Annotated in this window: 14 protein-coding genes, 3 tRNA genes and 1 pseudogene; 10 read left to right on the forward strand and 8 right to left on the reverse strand. The window is 67.4% G+C overall.

Annotated elements, in window-relative coordinates:
- Window positions 1-13: 13 nt before the first annotated feature.
- Both AC5P9F_RS00925 and rnt read left to right on the forward strand, forming a co-directional pair.
- Window positions 14-535 (forward strand): HvfX family Cu-binding RiPP maturation protein, encoded by a 522-nt coding sequence (locus tag AC5P9F_RS00925; protein ID WP_099474812.1) that lies wholly within the window; start codon window positions 14-16, stop codon window positions 533-535.
- A gap of 169 nt (window positions 536-704) precedes the next feature.
- A complete protein-coding gene (gene rnt, locus AC5P9F_RS00930) occupies window positions 705-1,355 on the forward strand; it encodes a ribonuclease T (RefSeq protein WP_032965690.1) in 651 nt (216 codons plus the stop codon).
- Window positions 1,356-1,546: 191 nt separating this feature from the next.
- On the opposite strand, the gene AC5P9F_RS00935 is transcribed toward rnt, so the two are convergent.
- The 3 genes from AC5P9F_RS00935 to AC5P9F_RS00945 all read right to left on the reverse strand — a co-directional run bounded on the left by AC5P9F_RS00935 (window position 1,547) and on the right by AC5P9F_RS00945 (window position 6,895).
- Window positions 1,547-4,573: a ligand-binding sensor domain-containing diguanylate cyclase gene (locus AC5P9F_RS00935; RefSeq protein WP_308680329.1), complete on the reverse strand. Its 3,027-nt coding sequence runs from the start codon at window positions 4,571-4,573 to the stop codon at window positions 1,547-1,549.
- A 177-nt stretch (window positions 4,574-4,750) separates the two neighbouring features.
- Window positions 4,751-6,160 (reverse strand): ATP-binding protein, encoded by a 1,410-nt coding sequence (locus AC5P9F_RS00940; RefSeq protein ID WP_005408780.1) that lies wholly within the window; start codon window positions 6,158-6,160, stop codon window positions 4,751-4,753.
- Between the two features lie 6 nt (window positions 6,161-6,166).
- Window positions 6,167-6,895 carry a response regulator gene (locus AC5P9F_RS00945; protein WP_005408779.1) on the reverse strand — a complete coding sequence of 243 codons (729 nt, stop codon included), beginning with the start codon at window positions 6,893-6,895 and terminating at the stop codon, window positions 6,167-6,169.
- A gap of 204 nt (window positions 6,896-7,099) precedes the next feature.
- Between AC5P9F_RS00945 and AC5P9F_RS00950 the strand changes: the two genes are divergently transcribed.
- From AC5P9F_RS00950 to AC5P9F_RS00960, 3 genes are read left to right on the forward strand one after another with little or no spacing between them, the layout of a single operon-like run.
- Window positions 7,100-8,344, forward strand: coding sequence for an efflux RND transporter periplasmic adaptor subunit (locus AC5P9F_RS00950; RefSeq protein WP_087803304.1), 1,245 nt, complete (start codon window positions 7,100-7,102; stop codon window positions 8,342-8,344).
- Complete coding sequence (locus AC5P9F_RS00955) at window positions 8,341-10,299, forward strand: MacB family efflux pump subunit (protein WP_308680325.1); 1,959 nt, start codon at window positions 8,341-8,343, stop codon at window positions 10,297-10,299. The genes AC5P9F_RS00950 and AC5P9F_RS00955 overlap by 4 nt, the downstream gene beginning before the upstream one ends.
- The gene (locus tag AC5P9F_RS00960; protein ID WP_005408776.1) at window positions 10,296-11,735 is read left to right on the forward strand and encodes an efflux transporter outer membrane subunit; all 1,440 of its coding nucleotides are present in this window, start codon (window positions 10,296-10,298) and stop codon (window positions 11,733-11,735) included. Before AC5P9F_RS00955 ends, AC5P9F_RS00960 begins: the two co-directional genes overlap by 4 nt.
- 127 nt (window positions 11,736-11,862) lie before the next feature.
- On the opposite strand, the gene rlmB is transcribed toward AC5P9F_RS00960, so the two are convergent.
- From rlmB to rnr, 3 genes and pseudogenes are all read right to left on the reverse strand, one after another.
- Entirely contained in the window at window positions 11,863-12,606 is a 744-nt protein-coding gene (rlmB, locus tag AC5P9F_RS00965) for a 23S rRNA (guanosine(2251)-2'-O)-methyltransferase RlmB (RefSeq protein WP_005408775.1), read from the reverse strand.
- 151 nt (window positions 12,607-12,757) lie between these two features.
- Window positions 12,758-13,240: a GFA family protein gene (locus AC5P9F_RS00970; protein ID WP_043034876.1), complete on the reverse strand. Its 483-nt coding sequence runs from the start codon at window positions 13,238-13,240 to the stop codon at window positions 12,758-12,760.
- 94 nt (window positions 13,241-13,334) lie between these two features.
- Window positions 13,335-15,563, reverse strand: a pseudogene (rnr, locus tag AC5P9F_RS00975) (ribonuclease R); the annotation flags it as partial.
- Between the two features lie 359 nt (window positions 15,564-15,922).
- Between rnr and AC5P9F_RS00980 the strand changes: the two are divergent.
- A tRNA-Leu gene (locus AC5P9F_RS00980) sits at window positions 15,923-16,007 on the forward strand.
- Window positions 16,008-16,212: 205 nt separating this feature from the next.
- Window positions 16,213-16,297: transfer RNA gene (locus AC5P9F_RS00985), tRNA-Leu, on the forward strand.
- Window positions 16,298-16,353: 56 nt separating this feature from the next.
- Here the strand turns inward: AC5P9F_RS00985 and AC5P9F_RS00990 are convergent.
- Window positions 16,354-17,100: a sulfite exporter TauE/SafE family protein gene (locus AC5P9F_RS00990; protein WP_005408772.1), complete on the reverse strand. Its 747-nt coding sequence runs from the start codon at window positions 17,098-17,100 to the stop codon at window positions 16,354-16,356.
- Window positions 17,101-17,199: 99 nt separating this feature from the next.
- On the opposite strand from AC5P9F_RS00990, the gene AC5P9F_RS00995 reads away from it, so the two are divergent.
- From AC5P9F_RS00995 to AC5P9F_RS01005, 3 genes are all read left to right on the forward strand, one after another.
- On the forward strand, window positions 17,200-18,099 hold the full coding sequence (locus AC5P9F_RS00995; protein WP_114618486.1) for a LysR family transcriptional regulator: 900 nt from the start codon (window positions 17,200-17,202) through the stop codon (window positions 18,097-18,099).
- A 50-nt stretch (window positions 18,100-18,149) separates the two neighbouring features.
- Window positions 18,150-18,234, forward strand: a tRNA-Leu gene (locus AC5P9F_RS01000).
- 324 nt (window positions 18,235-18,558) lie between these two features.
- Window positions 18,559-18,837: a hypothetical protein gene (locus tag AC5P9F_RS01005; RefSeq protein WP_111173804.1), complete on the forward strand. Its 279-nt coding sequence runs from the start codon at window positions 18,559-18,561 to the stop codon at window positions 18,835-18,837.
- A 111-nt stretch (window positions 18,838-18,948) separates the two neighbouring features.
- Here the strand turns inward: AC5P9F_RS01005 and emrB are convergent, their stop codons facing one another.
- Window positions 18,949-20,535 carry a multidrug efflux MFS transporter permease subunit EmrB gene (gene emrB / locus AC5P9F_RS01010; protein WP_005408769.1) on the reverse strand — a complete coding sequence of 529 codons (1,587 nt, stop codon included), beginning with the start codon at window positions 20,533-20,535 and terminating at the stop codon, window positions 18,949-18,951.
- Between the last annotated feature and the right edge of the window lie 5 nt (window positions 20,536-20,540).

Consider the following 20,540-nt stretch of genomic DNA (forward strand, 5'->3'; position numbering starts at 1 on the left):
CGGAGACCCCCTGATGAACCTTCCGACCCTGGCCACCGCGCGTGGCCAGCTGGACCGTCTCGCCCCCTGGTTGGCCCCGCTCGGCCTGCGCCTGCTGCTGGCCTGGGAATACTTCGAATCCGGCCGCGAGAAACTGTACGGCCAGAACTGGTTCGCCGACCTGCAGGATGCCTTTCCGTTCCCGTTCGATCAGCTGCCGAGCACGCTGAACTGGCAGCTGGCGACCTGGTTCGAACTGGTCGGCGCGACCTGCCTGCTGTTGGGTTTCGGTACGCGTTTCGCCGCCGCCAGCCTGCTGGTATTGACCGTGGTGGCCACCTACGCCGTGCACTGGCCGATGCAATGGGACTCGCTGGGTGACCTCGCGATGGGCTATGCGATCACTGACCAGGGCTTCGGCAACTTCAAGCTGCCGGTGCTGTTCATGGCGATGCTGCTGCCGTTGATTTTCAGCGGCGCCGGCAGGCCGAGCGTGGATGCGTGGTTGGCACGGTGGCAGCCATCGGGCACGACGGCACGGCCCGCAGTCCGGTAGATGGCGACCCTGGTCGGCGCGTTGTGTGCCAACCCAGGTTGGCACCTACCGGAATCGTGGGCGCGCGGTGCACCGGTGGGTGTCGACCTTGGTCGACACGCTCCTGCGCAGGGAACCCGTGCGCCACGGGCTGGCCGGGCGCTCAGGGTCGCTCTGCTAGAATTCACGCATGAATGACCCCACTCCCGCACCTGCCGCCGCCTCCGATTCCGCAATCCCCCAGGCGCAGCGCGCGATGTCACAACGCTTCCGCGGCTTCCTGCCGGTGGTGGTGGACGTGGAAACCGGCGGCTTCGACAGCCAGCGCAACGCCCTGCTGGAAATCGCCGCGGTGCCGATCGAGATGGACGAGAACGGCCTGCTCTACCCCGGCCAGACCGCCAGTGCCCATGTGGTGCCGGCCGAGGGCCTGGAGATCGACCCGAAGTCGCTGGAAGTGACCGGCATCATCCTCGACCACCCGTTCCGGCTGGCCAAGGAAGAGAAGGCCGCACTGGACCACATCTTCACCCCGGTACGCGCGGCGATGAAGAAGTACGGCTGCCAGCGCGCGATCCTGGTCGGCCACAACGCCCATTTCGACCTGGGCTTCGTCAACGCCGCCGTGGCCCGGACCGGCCACAAGCGCAATCCGTTCCATCCGTTCAGCGTGTTCGACACCGTCACCCTGGCCGGCATCGCCTACGGGCAGACGGTGCTGGCGCGTGCAGCCACGGCCGCCGGGTTGGGCTGGGATGCGAACGAAGCGCACAGTGCGGTGTATGACACCGAACAGACCGCACGATTGTTCTGCACCATCGCCAACGCCTGGCCGCGGTAAGACAGCCAGCGGCGGAGCCCCTCGTGGCGTGAAGCAAATCAGCGGTCGGGCCGGACAAGGTGGGTTCGCGGGGGACGCCGTGAACCCGCCCCTGGGGGCTTAGCCGCACTTCTCTGGTGGGTGCCGACCGTTGGTCGGCACCGCCGGTTGGTACGACAACACCAGTAGATCCACGCCATGCGTGGATGCGATCAACCAATACTCGTACGATCGCGGCCGTCGCTCTTGGCGCGGTACAGCGCGCGGTCGGCGCGCTGGTACAGCAGCGCCGGGGTGCGGTCATCGGCATCCAGTTCCACAAGGCCTGCGCTGAAGGTCACGCGCAGGCTCGCTACACCGGCCCAGTCGGGGTGGTCATGGAACAGGCCGCGCAGGCGCGCGCACAGCTGCGCGGCTTCTTCCAGGCGGGTGTCGTTGAGCAGCAGCGCGAACTCCTCGCCACCGGTACGCGCGGGCAGGTCCGAGTCGCGGCAGGCCGCGGCGATCAGCCTGGCCACCTGCACCAGCACCGCATCGCCAATGCTGTGGCTGTGGCGGTCGTTGACGTCCTTGAAGTGGTCGATGTCCAGCACCACCAGGCACAGCGGGTGGCCGCTGCGCTGTGAACGGGCGAAGTCGCGCGCCAGCGTTTCGTCGAAGGCACGGCGATTGGCCAGCCCGGTCAGCGCATCCTCGCGCGCCTGCCGCTCAAAGGCCTCGGCCTGCCGTGCAAGGCGCTCGGCCAGCTCGGTCTTTTCCTGGTTCAGCGCCTGCAGGTGCACGGTCTTGGCCTGCAGGTCGAAGGTTGCCTCGTCCACGCGCCGTGCCAGGCGCAGGTTGCTGGCCTTCAGCTGCTGCAGCAGCAGGCGGTACAGCACCACCAGCCCAGCCAGCAGCAACAACCCGCCCAGCAGCTGCACGCTGCGGCGTTGCCACCAGAACGGCTCCACCGTGAAGCTCCACACGGCTTCCTGCTGGCCCCAGGCCCCGCCTGGATGCGCCGCCGACACGTGCAGGGTGTAGTCACCCGGAGGCAGGCCGACGAACTCGACGCTGCGCTGCGGGCCGCGCTCGACCCAGCCGGTGTCCAGGCCATCCAGCCGCGTGCGATAGCGGATCCGGTCCGACATCAGGTAGCTCAGGCCCACATAGCTCACCGCCAGACGTCGGCCGCCGGGAATGTAGTTGCGATCCGGGCCCTCCCAATGCACGGGTGCGCCATCCACCTGCACGCTCTCGATCGCTGCCGGCGGTGATGGGCGCTCGCGGAAGCGCTGCAGGCGTTGCGGGTCGACGGTGCTCAGGCCTCCGGCGGTGACCACCCAGAAGGTGCCGTCCTGGCGCAGGATGGCCGATGGCCCGGAGCTGCCGTTGGCCTGCGCGTTGGCCATGCCGTCGATCTCGTTGTAGCGCTCCACCACCACTCGTGGTGCGCGGCCATCTGCCACGGCATTGAGGGTCGCCATGTCGGTGCGCAGCACGCCACGGTTGCTGCTGATCCACACGTTGCCAAGACGATCCGGCACCAGCTGGAAAACCGCATCCACCGGCATGCCCTGCTCCAGGCCGACGCGTGCCAGCTTTCCGTCGCGCCAGCGGTACAGGCCGCGGTCGCTGCTGACCCACATCGCATCGCCCAGCTGATGGAAGCCGAACACGCTGCGCCCCCCGCCCATCGGTGCCAGGTCGATCGACTGCACGTGGTCGCCACGCAGCACGCGGATGCCCTCGATGGTGCCGATCCACAGGTTGCCCTGGTGGTCATGCTCAAGTGCGGTGATGAGGCCACCGGGCATGCCCGGGGCATTCGGCACCTGCACCCGGTCGCCGTCGATGCGTACCACGCCCTTCTGCGTACCCGCCCAGACCCTGCCCCGCGGGTCGACACTGATCGCGCGGATGTTGCCACCCGGCATGCCGTCGGCCGCCGCATAGTTGTGGCGGAGACTGCCATCGCGGCCCAGCCGGTAAACGCCGTCGCCGAACGTACCCACCCACAGGTCGCCGTCCGGCCCCTGCGCCAGACTCAATACCGATGGCGCCTTGCCGCCGCGGTTGTGCAGCGGAACCGCGCGGAAGCGGCCATCGGGTGTCTGCAGATCGAGACCACTGGCACTACCGACCCACAACTGGCGGTCGCGGTCCTCCAGCACCGTGCGCACGTAGTCGCCACTGAGGCCATCACGCTCGGTGTAGCTGCTGAACAGTGTTTCGCGCAGGCGGTACAGGCCACCGTTGGCCCCCACCCAGATGCTGCCTTCGGCATCCTCGCGCAGGCTGACCACGCGCCCGCCCGGCAGGTTCAGGCCGGCCGGCAATCGTTCCAGACCATGCGCCGAGATCCGCAGCAGGCCCTGGTTCTCGGTTCCCAGCCACAGGTCGCCGTGCCGGTCCTGCAGCATCGAGGTCATGTGCAGCTGTCCCGGCAGCCGGTGCACCAGCACCAGCTGATCGTCCTCCACGCGGTACAGGCGCTCGCCAGCGACGATCCACAGCGCGCCATCAGGAGCCCGGTACGGCCAGGACAGGCCGGTGCCGGCACCCAGGCCCCACGCCGCGGGCGCGCGCTTGAGCACGCCGTCGTTGTCGCGCAGCACCAGCCCGTCAAGCGTGCCAACCCAGACCCGGTCCTGCGCATCGACCACCAGCTTGGTGAAGCTCATCGCCATCGGCAGGTCGGCCGCCGGCGCCTGGTAGACGATGCCCTTGTCCGGCGTGAGATAGCCGATGCCCTTGCCTTCGTACAGCAGCCACAGGCGCCCCTGGCTGTCCATCTGCATGGACTGGATCAGCACCTGCGGGGTGTCGGCCTGATGCTCCCAGACCCGCCACTGGCCGTCGTTGCCACGATGGCTGACGTTACCGCGCGAATCACTGATCCACAGCCCTCCCTGCCGATCGACCAGCAGTGCGCCGATGCCGTTGTCGCGCAGCCCCGGGCGGGTGCTGCGGTCGAACACGGTGAAATCCAGGCCGTTGTAGCGGACCAGGCCCTCCCAGGTGGCAAACCACAGGTGCCCCTCGGGAGTCTGCGCGATATCGCGCAGCGAGTTGTGCGGCAGGCCATTGCGCGAGGTCCACACGTCGATGGCGTAGTCGCGCAGCGGCGGCGCGCCCTCCTGCGCGGCCAGCGGCAGCGCCAGCACCAGCAACACCCACAGCAGACCGCGCTGCAGTGCCTGCCTGGCCTTCGAAACGCGGCGCTCCACCCAGCACCCGTTGTCCCCTGACCTGCCCATCAGCTCGGCGGCAGTGGCCGGTAACGGCTGCAGGGCATGGCAGCAAGCGGGAACGACCGGGCAACGCGGAACGGCGTGCCGTCAGGAACGGGTTGACTCATCGGGGAGAAACTGGGGAGATGCGCAGATGATAGGCCAAACCCTGGCCCCGGCGTCATCGCGTGCGTCCGGCGGGGCTCAGCCGGGCCGGCCAGGCGGCACCACCTGCGCACTGGCCGGCCACTGCACCACCGCCTCCAGACCGCCCTCGGCACGGTTGCGCAGCCATAGCCGCGCGCCATCCTTCTCGGCCAGGGCGCGCGCGATGGTCAGGCCCAGCCCGGCGCCGCCGGTTTCCCGCGAACGCGAGGTTTCCACCCGCACGAACGGGTCGAACACGGCCTCCAGCTGGTCTTCCGCCAGGCCCGGGCCATCGTCGGACACCATCGCCGTGATCGTGCCGCCGCTGCGTTCCACCCGCACGCGCACGCGGTGGGCATACATCACGGCGTTATCCACCAGGTTGGAGAACAGCCGGTGCATGGCCAGCGGGCGCAACATCAGCACCGCACCGGTGCCGCCCTCGAAGACCACGTCGGCACCACCCTCTGCGGCGTCTTCCACGATGCTTTCCAGCAGCGAATCCAGATCCAGCGCGGCGCGCTGCTCGGCGCTCTCGGCACTGCGGGCCAGCTCCAGCCCTTCGCGCACCAGTGCCTGCATCGCCGCCAGATCGCCGATCAGGCGCTCGCGCAGCACCTCGTCGCTGACGTTCTCCAGGCGCAGGCGCAGGCGGGTCAACGGGGTCTGCAGGTCATGGGTGATCGCCGCCAGCATCTGCGTGCGTTCGGCCAGGTGCCGCTGCAGGCGGTGCTGCATGGCATTGAAGGCCTCGGCGGCGCGCTGCACCTCGCGCGGCCCGCGCAACGGCAGTGGATCGCGCTGCAGATCGTCGCCGAGATCCTCCGCGGCCGCCGCCAGCTCCTGCAGCGGCGCACTGGCCATGCGCGCAACGATATAGGCCAGCACGGCAATCGCCAGCACCAGCAGGGTCAGGAACCACGGGTCCACGGCCAGAATGCCGTTGTGGGCCACTGCTGGCGAATCCAGCGCCAGCTTCAGCAACGTACCGTCGTTGAGCGTCACATCGACCGCGCGGCACTTGGGCGGAATGAAGGCCGGATCGCGCTCACGCGGATGCCGTCGGTGCCCCGGCGGCGGTGGCGGCAGCAGATCCTGCAGCTTGGGAATGCAGGAACGGAACGAGGTGAAATGCACATGCGCGCGCGACACCGGGCCGGGCCGGTCATCCAGGACTTCCATCAGTGCGGTATCCGCCCGCCCCAGGCGCGCGCCGGGCTGCAGCGCACGCACGCTGGGCCCACCGATCTCAAGCAGTCGTTCGCGCAGTTCGGGATTGCCATCGAGCAGGTTGACGTAGCCCTGCAGGCGGTCGGCGATGCGGTTCAGGTTCTGCCGCTCGAATTCCTGCTGGCGTTTGGAGGTGGCCAGCATGGTCGCGCCGATCGCAGCCACGCTCATGCCCAACAGCAGGATGACGAACAACCGCCCGACCATCGAGGACAGGAAATGGCGCAGGCGCTTCATGACGGCTTATTCCAGGTTCACCGAGGAGGCCAGCACGTAGCCTTCGTTGCGCACGGTCTTGATCAGGCCATCCGGCCCACCGTCATCGCCCAGCTTGTTGCGCAGGCGGCTGACCTGCAGGTCGATCGCGCGATCCTGCGCCTCGTAGTTGCGGCCGCTGCTGAGCGCGACCAGCTGTTCGCGCGACAGCACCTTGTTGGCATGGGCGATGAACACGCGCAGCAGGCGGAACTCGGCACCGGACAGCACCACCACGCGGTCGTCCGGATCGACCAGGTGGCGATGCTCCAGGTCGAACACCCAGCGCGAGAAACGCGCACGGCGCACCGCCAGCGGCTCCAGGTTGGCCGGCAGCGCCTCGGTCCGGCGCAGCACGTTGCGGATGCGCGCCAGCAGCTCGCGCGGTTCGAACGGCTTGGCCAGGTAGTCGTCGGCGCCCATTTCCAGGCCGAGCACGCGGTCGATCGGCTCGGCGCGCGCGGTCAGCATGATCACCGGCGTGTTCGAGCGCGCCCGCAGGTCGCGACACAGGGTCAGGCCATCCTCGCGCGGCAGGTTGAGGTCGAGCACGATCAGGTCCACGTGTTCGCGGTCCAGCAGCTGGCGCATGGCGGTGCCGTCTGCGGCCGTGCTCACCTGGTAGCCGGCGCGGCCGAGCTGCTCGGCCAGCAGGGTGCGGATGTCGTTGTCGTCGTCGACGATCAGCAGTCGATGCATCGTGTTTTCAGTCTCCATGTCGCGATCATCCCGTGTCGGCAGCTGAACCGCATCCGGGGCAATGCGTACCAGTGTATCCAGCCATGAGCGGGATACCTGTGGTTACGCGTATTCGCCGACAGTGTTACATAGAGACATACCCCGAGGATTGAGCCGCCTGTCGCCCGGTCTTCACAATGCCCACCAACGCCGCCGCCGCGGCCCCGAGAGTGAAGCCACGACGTGACGTTCCGCCTGTTGCCCGCGACCCGCCATGGTCGCCTGATACTGATCGCCCTGCTCGCCCTCATCGTGGCCGTCGCCGCCTGGTGGCTGCTGCGCAAACCCGCCGCCCCGGCGGTGGCGACCACGCCGGTCAGCCGCGGCGACATCGAGCAGACCGTGGAAGCCACCGGCGTGATCGACGCCTACAAGCTGGTCAGCGTCGGTGCGCAGGCCTCGGGCCAGATCAAGTCGCTGAAGGTACAGCTGGGCGATACCGTGAAGGAAGGCGACCTGATCGCCGAGATCGATGCCACCACTCAGCAGAACCAGGTGCTCAATGCGCAGGCTTCGCTGGACCAGGTCACCGCCCAGCGCGCCGTGCAGCAGGCCACCCTGCGCCAGGCCGAACTGGAGTTCGCGCGCCAGCAGCAGATGCTGGCGGCCGAGGCCACCTCGCGCCAGGAATACGATGCCGCCGAAGCACAGCTGAAAACTGCCCGCGCCCAGCTGCAGTCCTACGAGGCGCAGATCAAGGGCCGCCAGACCGAGCTGGGCACCGCCCGCGCCAACCTGGCCTACACCCGCATCACCGCGCCGATGGATGGCACCGTGGTGGCGGTGGTGGCCGAGGAAGGCCGCACCGTGAACGCCAACCAGACCGCGCCCACCATCGTGATGCTGGCGCGGCTGGACGTGGTCACGGTCAACGCCGAGATCTCCGAGGCCGACGTGGTCAAGATCAAGGCCGGCATGCCGGTGTACTTCACCACCCTGGGTGACCCCGACCGCAAGTACCACGCCACGCTGCGCCAGATCAATCCGGCGCCGGCCTCGATCGCCAACGAGAATTCGTCCAGCTCCAGCAGTTCGTCCAGCTCCAGTTCCAGCAGCGCGGTCTACTACAACGCGCTGTTCGACGTGGAAAACCCGGACGGCACCCTGCGCATCGACATGACCGCGCAGGTCTCGGTACTGCTGAAGCAGGCCAAGGACGTGCTGATGGTGCCGGCGGTGGCACTGGGACCGAAGCGCCGCGGCGACGAGCGCATGGTGAGGGTGCTGGACGACAAGGGCCAGCCGCAACCGCGCAAGGTCACCGTGGGCATCAACAACGGCGCCTCGGCCGAAATCCTGTCCGGGCTGAAGGAAGGCGAACGCGTGGTGGTGGGCGAAGCCGGTGCGGCCGGTGCCAGCGCCGGCGGCGGCAACCGCGGCGGCATGCAGATGCGGGTCGGCGGCCCGGGCATGGGTCCGCGCCGATGAGCACGAAGGCGCCGCTGCTGCGCCTGCGCGACCTGCGACGCGAATTCCCGGCTGGCGATGATGTGATCGCCGTCCTGCGCGACGTCAACCTGGATATCCACGCCGGCGAGATGGTGGCGATCGTCGGCCAGTCCGGCTCGGGCAAGTCGACGCTGATGAACATCCTCGGCTGCCTCGATCGCCCTACCCGCGGCAGCTACCAGGTGGCCGGCCGCGAAACCGGCAGGATGGCGCCGGATGAACTGGCCGAACTGCGCCGCGAGCATTTCGGCTTCATCTTCCAGCGCTACCACCTGCTGGGCGACCTGGATGCGCGCGGCAACGTGGAGGTACCGGCGGTGTATGCCGGCAGCCCCGGCCCGGTGCGCAACGCGCGTGCCGAGCAGCTGCTGCAGCGGCTGGGCCTGGGCGACCGCATGCACCACAAGCCGGGCCAGCTGTCCGGTGGCCAGCAGCAGCGCGTGTCGATCGCACGTGCGCTGATGAACGGCGGCGAGGTGATCCTGGCCGACGAACCGACCGGCGCGCTCGACACGAAGTCCGGCGAGGAAGTGATGGCGATCCTCGGCGAGCTGCACGCCGAAGGCCACACCATCATCATCGTCACCCACGACATGAGCGTGGCCGAACACGCGCAGCGCATCATCGAAATCCGCGATGGCGAGATCATCGCCGACCGCACCAATCCGAACGCACCGACCTACCGCGCGCAGCGCGAGGCCAGCACCGGCGTGGCCCGCGGCAACAGCTGGCGGGCGGCCCGTGACCGCTTCACCGAAGCGTTCCGCATGGCCCTGCTGGCGATGAACGCACATCGGCTGCGCACCTTCCTGACCATGCTCGGCATCATCATCGGCATCGCCTCGGTGGTCTCGGTGGTGGCGCTGGGCAATGGCTCACAGCAGCAGATCCTGCAGAACATCAGCGCGCTCGGCACCAACACCATCGACGTCTATCCCGGCCGTGGTTTCGGTGACATGCGCTCGGCGCGGGTACAGACGCTCAAGCCCAGCGATGCCGATGCACTGGCAAAACAGAGCTACGTGGACAGCGCCACCCCCAGCGTGTCGACCTCGGTCACCGCGCGTTACCGCAACCAGTCCTCCACCGCCCAGGTCAGTGGCGTCGGCGAGCAGTTCTTCCGGGTCAAGGGCGTGACCCTGCTCAGCGGCAGCTTCTTCGATACCGACGCGGTGAAGGGCCTCGGCCAGGTGGCGGTGATCGACGAGAACACCCAGACCCAGTTCTTCCCCGATGTCGATCCGGTCGGCCAGGTGATCCTGCTCGGCAACGTACCGGCACGCGTGGTCGGCGTGGCCAAGCGCCAGAGCTTCGGCTTTGGTGGCAGCACCAGCCTCAGCGTGTGGGTGCCCTACACCACGGTGATGTCGCGCATGCTCGGCCAGAGCCACGTTTCCAGCATCACCGTGCGCGTGGACGACGACACGCCGATGGATGCGGCGCAGGAAGCGATCACCCGCCTGCTGACCCTGCGCCACGGCACCGAGGACTTCTTCCTCAGCAACAGCGCCGAGATCCGCCAGACCATCGAGCAGACCACGCGCACGATGACCCTGCTGATCGGCGCCATCGCCGCCATCGCGCTGCTGGTCGGCGGCATCGGCGTGATGAACATCATGCTGGTCTCGGTGACCGAGCGCACCCGCGAAATCGGCGTGCGCATGGCGGTGGGGGCACGGCAGAGTGACATCCGCCAGCAGTTCCTGATCGAAGCGGTGCTGGTGTGCCTGCTCGGTGGTCTGCTCGGCATCGGCCTGGCCCTGCTGCTGGGCTCGATGATCGGCCGCTTCGCCAGTGACTTCCAGGTGCTGTTCTCCACCGCCTCGATCGTTGCCGCGTTCGCCTGCTCGACCCTGATCGGCGTGGCATTCGGCTTCCTGCCCGCGCGCAACGCCGCGCAGCTGGACCCGGTGGAGGCCCTGGCCCGCGAATGAAGATGATGACCCGACTGCCCTTCCCTGCTCCCTCGCGCCTGCTGCTGGTGGGCGCTGTTCTGCTTGCCCTCTCAGGCTGTGCCTCGGTGGGCCGCTACCCGGTGCAGGCCCCCGATGTGGCGGCCAGCTACGGCCGTGGCGATGCCACCCTCAACGCACCGGCCGACGACCCGCGCAGCAGCCTGGATACACCGGGCCGCGACATCCGCCAGGACAGCTGGTGGACGGGCTTCGGCGATGAACGACTGAACCGCCTGGTGGCGCAGGCGCTGGCCGCCAACAGCGATCTGGCCGCCGCTGGCCTGGCCGTGCAGCGGTCGCGCCTGCAGGCCGGCCTGGCCAGCAATGCGCTGTGGCCGCAGCCCTCGTCGTCCGGCGTCAGCGGCAATGCCAGCCGCGCCACCGATCAGGCCGACGACTGGCGCCGCAGCTATTCCACCGGCGTCTCGCTGGGCTGGGAGGTCGATCTGTGGGGCCGTCTGCGCACCCAGCGCGACATCGCCCGCTGGGAAGCCGAGGCCAGCGAGGAAGACCGGCAGAACACCGCGCTGCTGGTGATCGGCGACACCATCACCCAGTACTGGAACCTGGCCTATCTCAACCAGTCCATCGCCACCGGCCAGGCCAACCTGGAGCGGCTGGAGCGCACCCGCGACCTGGTGCAGGCCCGCTTCGACGCTGGTGCGGTATCGCGCCTGGAAGTGCGCCAGGCGCTGCAGAACCTGCAGTCGCAGCGTTCCTCGCAGAGCGCGCTGGAACAGCAGCGGGTGGAGGTGCGCAATGCACTGACCGTGCTGCTGGACGGCACGCCCTGGCCGCAGCAGGACGAACCGCAGGACCTGCTGGACGCACGCAGCCCGGGGATCAACGAAGGCCTGCCGGCCGAGCTGCTCGGCCGCCGTCCCGACCTGCGCGCGGCCGAACTTCGCCTGCGCAACAGCCTGAAGACCATCAAGGTGACCGCTACCCAGTACTACCCGGCGCTGAGCCTGACCGGCAGCCTCGGCTCCAGTGCAACGTCGCTGGGTGACGTGCTGCGCAACCCGGTGGCCACGCTGGGCGCCGGCCTGTCGCTGCCGTTCCTCAACCTGCAGCGCGCACAGCTGGATACCGACATCGCCGGCACCAGCTATCAGATCGCCGCGACCAATTTCCGCAAGACGCTGTACACCGCGCTGTCGGAAGTGGACAACGCGCTGTCGGCACGCGAGCAGCTGGCGCGCCAGGTGGCGGCCTCGCAGGCTTCGTATGACGAAGCAGTGGAAGTGGAGCGCGCGCAGGAAGTGCGCTACCGCGTAGGTGCCACCGACCTGCGCACCTGGCTGGAGGCCCAGCAGACCAGGCGTGATGCCGAGCTGTCGCTGGCGCGCGTGCGCCAGGGCCAGCTGAACAACGACGTCACCCTGTTCAAGGCACTGGGCGGCAGCGCGGGGTGAGGCGGCAAGAGCGCCAACCCAGGTTGGCGACTACCCGGTGGGTGTCGACCTTGGTCGACACGGCAACGACCCGGTAGGTGTCGACCTTGGTCGACACGGCACATGGAAAAGGGATCCGACCTCGAAATCAACCGCGCTGGCGCACGGCCTCGAACAGGCTGACGCCGGCGGCAACGGAAACGTTCAGGCTCTCGATCTCGCCCGGCATCGGGATCTTGACCAGGCCATCGCAGTTCTCGCGGGTCAGGCGGCGCAGGCCATCGGCCTCGCCACCCAGCACCAGGGCAATGTTGCCCTTCAGGTCCAGCTGGTACAGTGACGCAGTGGCTTCGCCGGCCAGGCCGTAGATCCACACGCCCTGCTTCTGCAGGTCCTTCAGGCAGCGCGACAGGTTGGTCACCGCCACCACCGGGATCAGATCGGCGGCACCGGCCGAGGTCTTGCGCACGGTCGCGTTCACCGTGGCCGACTTGTCCTTGGGGATGATCACGGCAGTGGCGCCTGCGGCAGCCGCCGAGCGCAGGCAAGCGCCAAGGTTGTGCGGGTCCTGCACTTCGTCCAGCACCAGCAGCAGGGCCTTGCCCTCGGCTGCGGTGACCAGGCCCTCCAGCTCGTTCTCGCTGTAGGTGCGGGCGGCGGCATAGCGCGCGGCCACGCCCTGGTGGCGTACCGAACCGCCGACACCATCCAGCGCTTGGCTGTTCACCTTGCGCACGTCGATGCCCTTGCGGCGGGCGTTTTCCTCGATCTCGGTCAGGCGCGGGTTCTTCGCACCGGCCTCGACCAGCACTTCGCGGACGTTCTCGGCGTCGTTCTCGATGGAGGAGGCGACGGCGTTGACGCCGACGATCCACTGGCTGTTCTTGCTCATGCGGGCGGGGACCGGAAAGGGGGTGGCTATGGTAGAGCATCGGCGGGCCGCGCGCTGCGGCGGGGCCCCTGTTGAGCCGAGCCTGCGCTCGCTGCCGGGCTGAGGCCGCGGCGACCTGCCAGCCGAGCCTGGGCTCGGCGCTACAGGGGCGTTACCGGCTGCGCGGCGGCCAGTGCGGGGTGTCGTGGTCCGGGTGCTGATGGGACACGATGGTGGCCAGGAACTCCAGCGCCGCGATGTCTTCCTCGGTACGACGGGCCGGCAGGCTGGCCAGGCTGTCGACGAAGGGCAGCTTGCGCTCGACCCCGTACTGGATCGTCGGCGGCAGGCGTTCGGGTTCGTCAAACGCGCCGGCCGCCACCGCCACGCCGTCCGGCGCCTCGTAGCTCAGCGGCGTGCCGCAGTCGGCACAGAAGCCCCGGCGCACCACGTTGGAGGACTGGAAATAGCGCGGCTGGCCACGGGTCCAGCTGAACTGCACGCCACGCACCGATACCAGCGGTGCGTAATAGGCACCGAAGGCCTTCTGGCACATCCGGCAATGACAGATCGAACTGTCGGTCAGCGCGCCACGCACCTGGAAGCGGATCGCGCCGCACTGGCAGCCGCCACTGTATTCGGGTTGGCCTTGCATGCGATGTCTCCTGGTGGTGCCGGCCGCTGGCCGGCAACCCGTCGGTGCCGAGGGTGCCATGGATGCCGGCCAGCGGCCGGCACTACCACGGTCATCAGTATTTCTCTTTCTTCCGCTTGGCCGGCTTGCCACGCTCGGGCAGCGGCGGCAGGCCATCGCCTTCGTCCTCGCCCTTGTGTTCGACCAGGCGGAAGTCGATCTTGCGCTCTTCCATGCTGGCCTTCAGTACCAGGATCCGCACGCGGTCACCCAGCCGGTAGCTGCTGCCGCGGCGCTCGCCGGTCAGCGTCTTGCGCGTGGCGTCGAACTTGTAATAGTCCTGCGGCAGCTGGGTCACGTGCACCAGGCCCTGCACCTTCGACTCATCCAGCTCCACGAACAGGCCGAAGCTGGTCACGCCGCTGATCACGCCATCGAACTGGCCACCCACGTGCTTTTCCATCCACGCCGCGCGGTAACGCTCGTCGACCTCGCGCTCGGCTTCATCGGCACGGCGCTCGCGCTCGGAGCACTGCAGCGCCAGCGCAGCCATTTCGCGCGCGTTGTAGGTGAACTTGTCCAGCGGCTTGCCGGACAACGCGTGCTTGATCGCGCGGTGTACCAGCAGGTCGGGGTAACGACGGATTGGCGAGGTGAAGTGCGCGTACGCCTCCAGTGCCAGGCCGAAATGACCGTGGTTTTCCGGGCTGTAGATCGCCAGGCTCTGGCTGCGCAGCAGCACCGATTCCAGCAGCGTGGCATCGGGGCGGTCGCGGATCTTCTTCAGCAGCTTGGTGTAATCGCCCGGGCGCACCTTCGACCATGGCGGCAGGCTCAGCTTGAACTCCTTGAGGAATTCCAGCAGGTCGGCGTACTTGGTTTCCGGCGGCTTCTCGTGGATGCGGTACGGGGCCGGCACATGGCGCGACAGCAGGTACTTCGCCGCCTCCACATTGGCCGCGATCATGCATTCCTCGATCAGCTTGTGCGCGTCGTTGCGCACCAGCATGCCGGCCTGGGTCACTTCACCGCGGTTGTCCAGCACGAAGCGCACTTCGCTGCTTTCGAACTCGATGGCGCCACGCTTGGCACGCGCCTTGGACAGGACCTTGTACAGCTGGTGCAGGCGCTGCACCTGCGGCAGCAGGTCGCCCATCCAGGCCTTGGTATCGGCATCGTCCTCGCCCACCGCCTTCCACACCTGGGTGTAGGTCAGGCGCGCATGCGAGTTCATCACCGCTTCGTAGAAGCGCGAATGCGTGACCAGGCCGTCGCGGTCGATCTGCATGTCGCAGACGAAGCACATGCGGTCGACCTTCGGCATCAGCGAACAGATGCCGTTGGAGAGCGTCTCCGGCAGCATCGGCACCACGAAGCCCGGGAAGTACACCGAGGTGGCACGCTTCTGCGCCTCTTCGTCCAGTGGCGTGCCGGGCCGGACGTAGTTGGAGACATCGGCAATCGCCACCACCAGCCGGAAGCCATCGGCGTTCGGCTCGCAGTACACCGCGTCGTCGAAGTCCTTGGCATCCTCGCCATCGATGGTGACCAGCGGCATGCTGCGCAGGTCCACGCGGTCGCCGATCATCGCCGGCTCGACCACCAGCGGCACCGAGGCGGCTTCGTCCAGCACTTCCTGCGGGAACTCGAACGGCAGTTCATGGCCGTGGATGGCGGTCTCCACCACCAGCGAGGCGGTCAGCTTGTCGCCGAGCACGGCGATGATGCGGCCGATCGGCGGGCGACGGCTGTCCGGCGCCTGGGTCAGTTCGCAGACCACCAGCTGGCCGTCGCGCGCACCACCGGTCTGGTCCGGCGGCACCTGCACGTTGCGCTGCACGCGCTTGTCGTCGGGCACCACGTAGTTGATGCCCATCTCGATGCTGAAGCGACCGATCAGGCGGGTCATGCCGCGCTCCAGCACGCGGGCGATGCTGCCTTCGCGGCGGCCACGGTGGTCGATGCCGGTCACGCGGGCCAGCACCTTGTCGCCGTGCATGACCTTGCGCATTTCATACGGCGGCAGGAACAGGTCGTCGCCGCCCTCGACCGGGCGCAGGAAGCCGAACCCCTCCGGGTTGGCGATCACCACGCCGGTGACCAGGTTCAGGGTCTGGATCGGGGCGAAGCCGCCGCGGCGGTTCTGCACCAGCTGGCCGTCGCGGACCATGGCGCCGAGCCGGCGCGACAGTGCTTCGGCACGGTCCGGGGCGGTCAGGCCCAGGCGTGCGCCCAGTTCCTCTGCCGTCTGCGGCCCTTCGCAACGCTCCAGCAGGGCCAGGATGGCTTCGCGGCTGGCGATGGGCTGTTCGTACTTCTCTGCTTCGCGGGCGGCATAGGGATCGTCGATCACCTTGCCGGTCGGCGGCAACTTGCGGCCCGGGGCCGGGCCCGGTGCGTCGCTGCTGCGGACCTTGCGGCCACGCGGCGGTGCGCCGCCTTCATTCAATTCAGGGAACCAGCCCGGCAACGGCTTGCCCGGCTTGGTGGCGCGGGCCGTGCCCGCCTTGGCGCCCTTCTTCGGGGCCTGGCTGCGGGAGGTGCTCCCGCCCTTGCTTGGTTTTTTGGTAGTCATCGCCCTACATGGTAGCCGTTGACGGCGTGCAGAACGGGTCAGTGGCCGTCTTGAAGGCCTTGCGTGAAAAATATTCAGGAAGTCGTTGACAGCCTGCGGATTCATCTTCACAATTGCGCCTCTGGAACGCCCAGGTGGCGGAATTGGTAGACGCACTAGTTTCAGGTACTAGCGGGTAAAACCGTGGAGGTTCGAGTCCTCTCCTGGGCACCAACGAAAAAACTCCTCGCTTCGGCGGGGATTTTTTTTGCCTGCAATCCAGCAACGGGGCCGAATTTCTTTCCGAAGGAAAGCGCTCCGACCCCAAGCGAGTGAGATGGGGTCAGAGCCCGCTCCGCACGCGAAACGAGGTCCGACACCGGATCCAGAAAAAGTGTTGACACCCCCGTAACAACACCCCATAATCTCGCTCCTCGACGCCCAGGTGGCGGAATTGGTAGACGCACTAGTTTCAGGTACTAGCGGGTAAAACCGTGGAGGTTCGAGTCCTCTCCTGGGCACCACGTCGAGAATGAGAAAAACCCGCGAGAGCGGGTTTTTTCATGCCCGGAATCCGGCATCAGAGCAGCGGCCGCAGCACCAGTTCCAGCCCGAGCAGCAGCAGGAAACCCAGGAAGCAGCCCCGGAACACCCTCGCACTGATGCGCTGCCGGATCACCTGCCCCAGCCACATGCCCAGCAATGCCGGCAGCACCGCCAGCGCACTCAGCCCCAGCTGCTGGATGCCGAATGCGCCGTGCAGCACCAGGCCGGCGGTCAGCGAAATCGTTGACACCGTGAACGCCAGGCCCAGCGCCTGCACCAGCTCCTCGCGCTGCAACCCCAGCGACTGCAGGTATGGCACCGCCGGCATCACGAACACGCCGGTGGCGCCGGTCACCACGCCCGACAACGCCCCCACCAGCGGCCCCAGCCAACGCTCGCGCCGCTGCTGCACGCGGAACACCGGCGCAAGCAACGCATAGGCGGCATAGACCACCAATGCCACGCCCAGCGCAACGCGCGACCAAGTGCGATCGACCCGCACCAGCAGCGCGGCCGAGCCCAGCGTCACCACCACCACGGCCAGCATCATCGGCCACAGGCGCCGCACGATGCGGTCCAGTGACGGCCCGGACAACAGCTGCCACGCATTGGTGACGAAAGTGGGAATGAACAGCATCGACGCCGCCGCCACCGGCGACAGCGTGCTGCCCAGCAGCCCCATCGCCACCGTCGGCAACCCCATCCCAGTCACACCCTTGACCACACCGGCCAGCACGAACACCACCACCAGCAGCACGTAGAAGTACATCGATTCATTCATGCCTTCATTGGATCGGCGGGCCGCTCGGCGCACAATGCGGTGTTTCCGGACTTGCCTTCGACTGATCCGAAGGCGCAGCCGTTGCGATGAGGGCATCACATGCGGATGGATATCGCCGACCTGCGCCTGTTCCTGGCGATTGCCGAGGCGGGCAGCATCACGGCCGGCGCAGCGCAGGCAAACCTGGCACTGGCGTCGGCCAGCGAACGCCTGCGCACGATCGAAGCCGATGCCGGCACCGCGTTGGTGAACCGGCACCCCCGCGGCGTCAGCCTGACCGAAGCCGGCGCCGCCCTCGCCCACCATGCACGATTGATCCTGCAGCAGCAGGCGCAGCTGCGCGGTGAACTGCAGGCGTTCGCGCACGGCGCGCGCGGCACACTGCATCTGTATGCCAACACCGCAGCACTGACCAACTACCTGCCTTCGCGGCTGGCACCGTGGCTGGCCGAACGCCCGCGCCTACACGTGGAACTGCTGGAGCGCACCAGCCCCGAAGTCGTGCGTGCGATCAACGCTGGCCAGGCCGAAGCCGGCATCATCAGTGATGCGGTCGACGCTGCCGGCCTGCAGCAGCACGTGGTCGCCGAAGATCCACTGGTGATGCTGCTGCCTGCGGAACACCGCTTCGCATCGCGGCGCAGCGTAGCCTTCGCCGATGTTGCCGGCGAGACCTTCGTCGCGCTGACCGACGGCAATGCACTGCAGGCCTACATCGAAGACCAGGCACGCGACATCGGGCGACGCCTGGACGTGCGCATCCGCATGAAGACGTTCGAAGGCGTGTGCATCATGGTCGGCCACGGCATTGGTGTCGGCATCGTGCCGCGTACCATCGCCCGCCAGCATCGACGCAATACCCGTACTGTCGCGGTTCCGCTTGCAGATGCGTGGGCACAGCGCCGCCTGTGCGCCTGTTTCGCCGAATGGGCGCAGCTGTCACCGGCGATGCGCAGCCTGCTGCTTCACCTGGGCGTGCAGCCGCAGAAAAATGTGTGAAATGTTGTTGACACACTCTCTGCCTTCCCGCACAATTCATCTCCTGAGTCGCCCAGGTGGCGGAATTGGTAGACGCACTAGTTTCAGGTACTAGCGGGTAAAACCGTGGAGGTTCGAGTCCTCTCCTGGGCACCACGACTCAAGATGATCAAACCCGCGAAAGCGGGTTTTTTCGTTTCCGGGGTTTGGCGATCCTGGCATCGCAACCGCCACTCGGACTGTCGTATCTCGCACCGCCCGGGCGTCGTCTGCGGGTGCATACCTCCTCCGGGCGCGTCGTCACCAGACCTTGAACGGCCCCCTTTTGGGGCGCATTTCACGTTCCCCATTCAATTCGTACTTTTCCTAGTCGAGATCCACCCGATTCCTTTTCGGTGGGAGGCAGATTTGCGGGAGCCGGTTGCAGGTGTATCGCCACGACCTGACCAGCGCCCCTCCTCTCCCCAAAAGGACGCACCAATGCAGCGCAGCATCATCTGCCCACACTGCCATACCGGCTCGAACCACGGCGTAAGCGTATGCGTGGGATGCCAGGCCGAGGTCCACTACGGCGCATCAAAGGAGGCCGTAATGCTCGTCTTTGTCGCCGCCATCATCTGCGGCGCCCTGGTCGGCAGCCGATTGCAGGCCACTGCCGGCTGGCTCACGTGTGGCGCCGTACTTGTGGCGGGCATGTGGGCCATTTCCCGATTGTTCCGTGATCGGTTGGTGTTCAAGCGCGTCTATCGCACGCGCTGAACCTGCGCCGCTGCACCAGCCCGATGGCAATGCCCGTGCGACCAGCGTCACCCCAACAAAAACCCCGCCTCGCGGCGGGGTCAAAGTACAGCACGGTGTTTCCAGGGAGTTTCAGTGTCCACCACCGGCGGCCGCACCTGCGCCTGCGCCGAATGGCGGCTTGGCCAGCCACAGGAACGTAATGATCGCCAGGAAGATCCAGCCCAGCAGGAAGAAGATGTCGTTGAAGCCCATCTGCGATGCCTGGTGGTTGATCATGTTGTTCAGTACCGCTGCGCCGTGCTGCAGGTCGCCCTGCCCCATCGCGGTGACCTGGTCCTGCATGCCCGGCTGATAGGCCGAGATATGCTCGGTCAGGTCGGCATGGTGCACCTGGGTGCGCCGCGCCCACAGCCACGTCGTCAGCGACGCCGCGAAACTGCCACCCAGCGTACGCAGGAACGTGGCCAGGCCGGAGCCCGCCGCGATCTCGCGTCCATCCAGGTCCGACAGCAGGATCTGCAGCACCGGCATGAAGAACAGCGCGACGCCGATGCCCATGATCAGCTGTACGCCGGCCACGTGCATGTAGTCCACCTGCAGGTTGAAGTTCGATCGCAGGAAGCTGGTCATCGACAACACGATGAACGCGACCGTGGCCAGCATGCGCATATCGAAGCGCGACGCATACTTGCCCACGAACGGGGTCATGATCACCGGCAGGATGCCGATCGGTGCCGTCGCCAGGCCCGCCCAGATCGCGGTGTAGCCCATGTCACGCTGCAGCCACTGCGGGATCAGCAGCGCCACGCTGAAGAACGCCGCGTAGGCCACCACCATCGCCAGCGTACCGGCGCGGAAGTTGCGGTGCCGGAACAGCTTCAGGTCAACGATCGGATCCTTGTCGGTCAGCTCCCAGATCAGGAACACCGTCAGCGTCACCACCGCTACGCAGGCCAGCACCACGATCTTCATCGACGAGAACCAGTCCTCGTCGTTGCCCAGGTCGAGGACCAGCTGAAGCGCACCGACGCCGATCACCAAGGTGACCAGGCCGACGTAGTCCATCTTCGGCTTCTCGATCTGCTCCGGTCGCCCCTTCAGCTGGTTGCCGACCACCAGCGCAGCGAAGATGCCCAGCGGCACGTTGATCAGGAAGATCCACTCCCAGCTGTAGTTGTCGGTGATCCAGCCACCAAGGATCGGGCCACAGATCGGCGCAACCACCGTGATCATCGCCAGCAGTGCCAATGCCTGCCCGCGTTTCTCGCGCGGATAGATCGAGACCAGCAGCGACTGCGTGATCGGGTACATCGGGCCGGCAACGAACCCCTGCAGCGCACGCGACAGCACCAGCATGCCCATGCTCTGCGCCAGGCCGCACAGCAGCGAGGTGATGACGAAGGCCAGCGTGGCCCAGACGAACAGCTTGCGTTCGCCGAAGCGGCGGCTGAGCCAGCCGGTCAGCGGCAGCGCGATGGCCGTGCTGACCGCGAACGAGGTGATGACCCAGGTCGCCTGCTGCGAACTGGCGCCGAGATTGCCGGCGATGGTCGGCAGCGAGACGTTGGCGATGGTGGTGTCGAGCACCTGCATGAACGAGGCCATCGCCAGGCCCACGGTGCACAGTGCGACGCTGGGCGGCAGGAACCCGGAGGCCGCACCCGGCGCCGCCGGTGCGCCCGGAGCGCCGGGCGCGGCTGGAGCTTGTGCGGACATGGCGA

It is taken from the genome of Stenotrophomonas sp. YJH_SMC_4 (assembly GCF_059371575.1).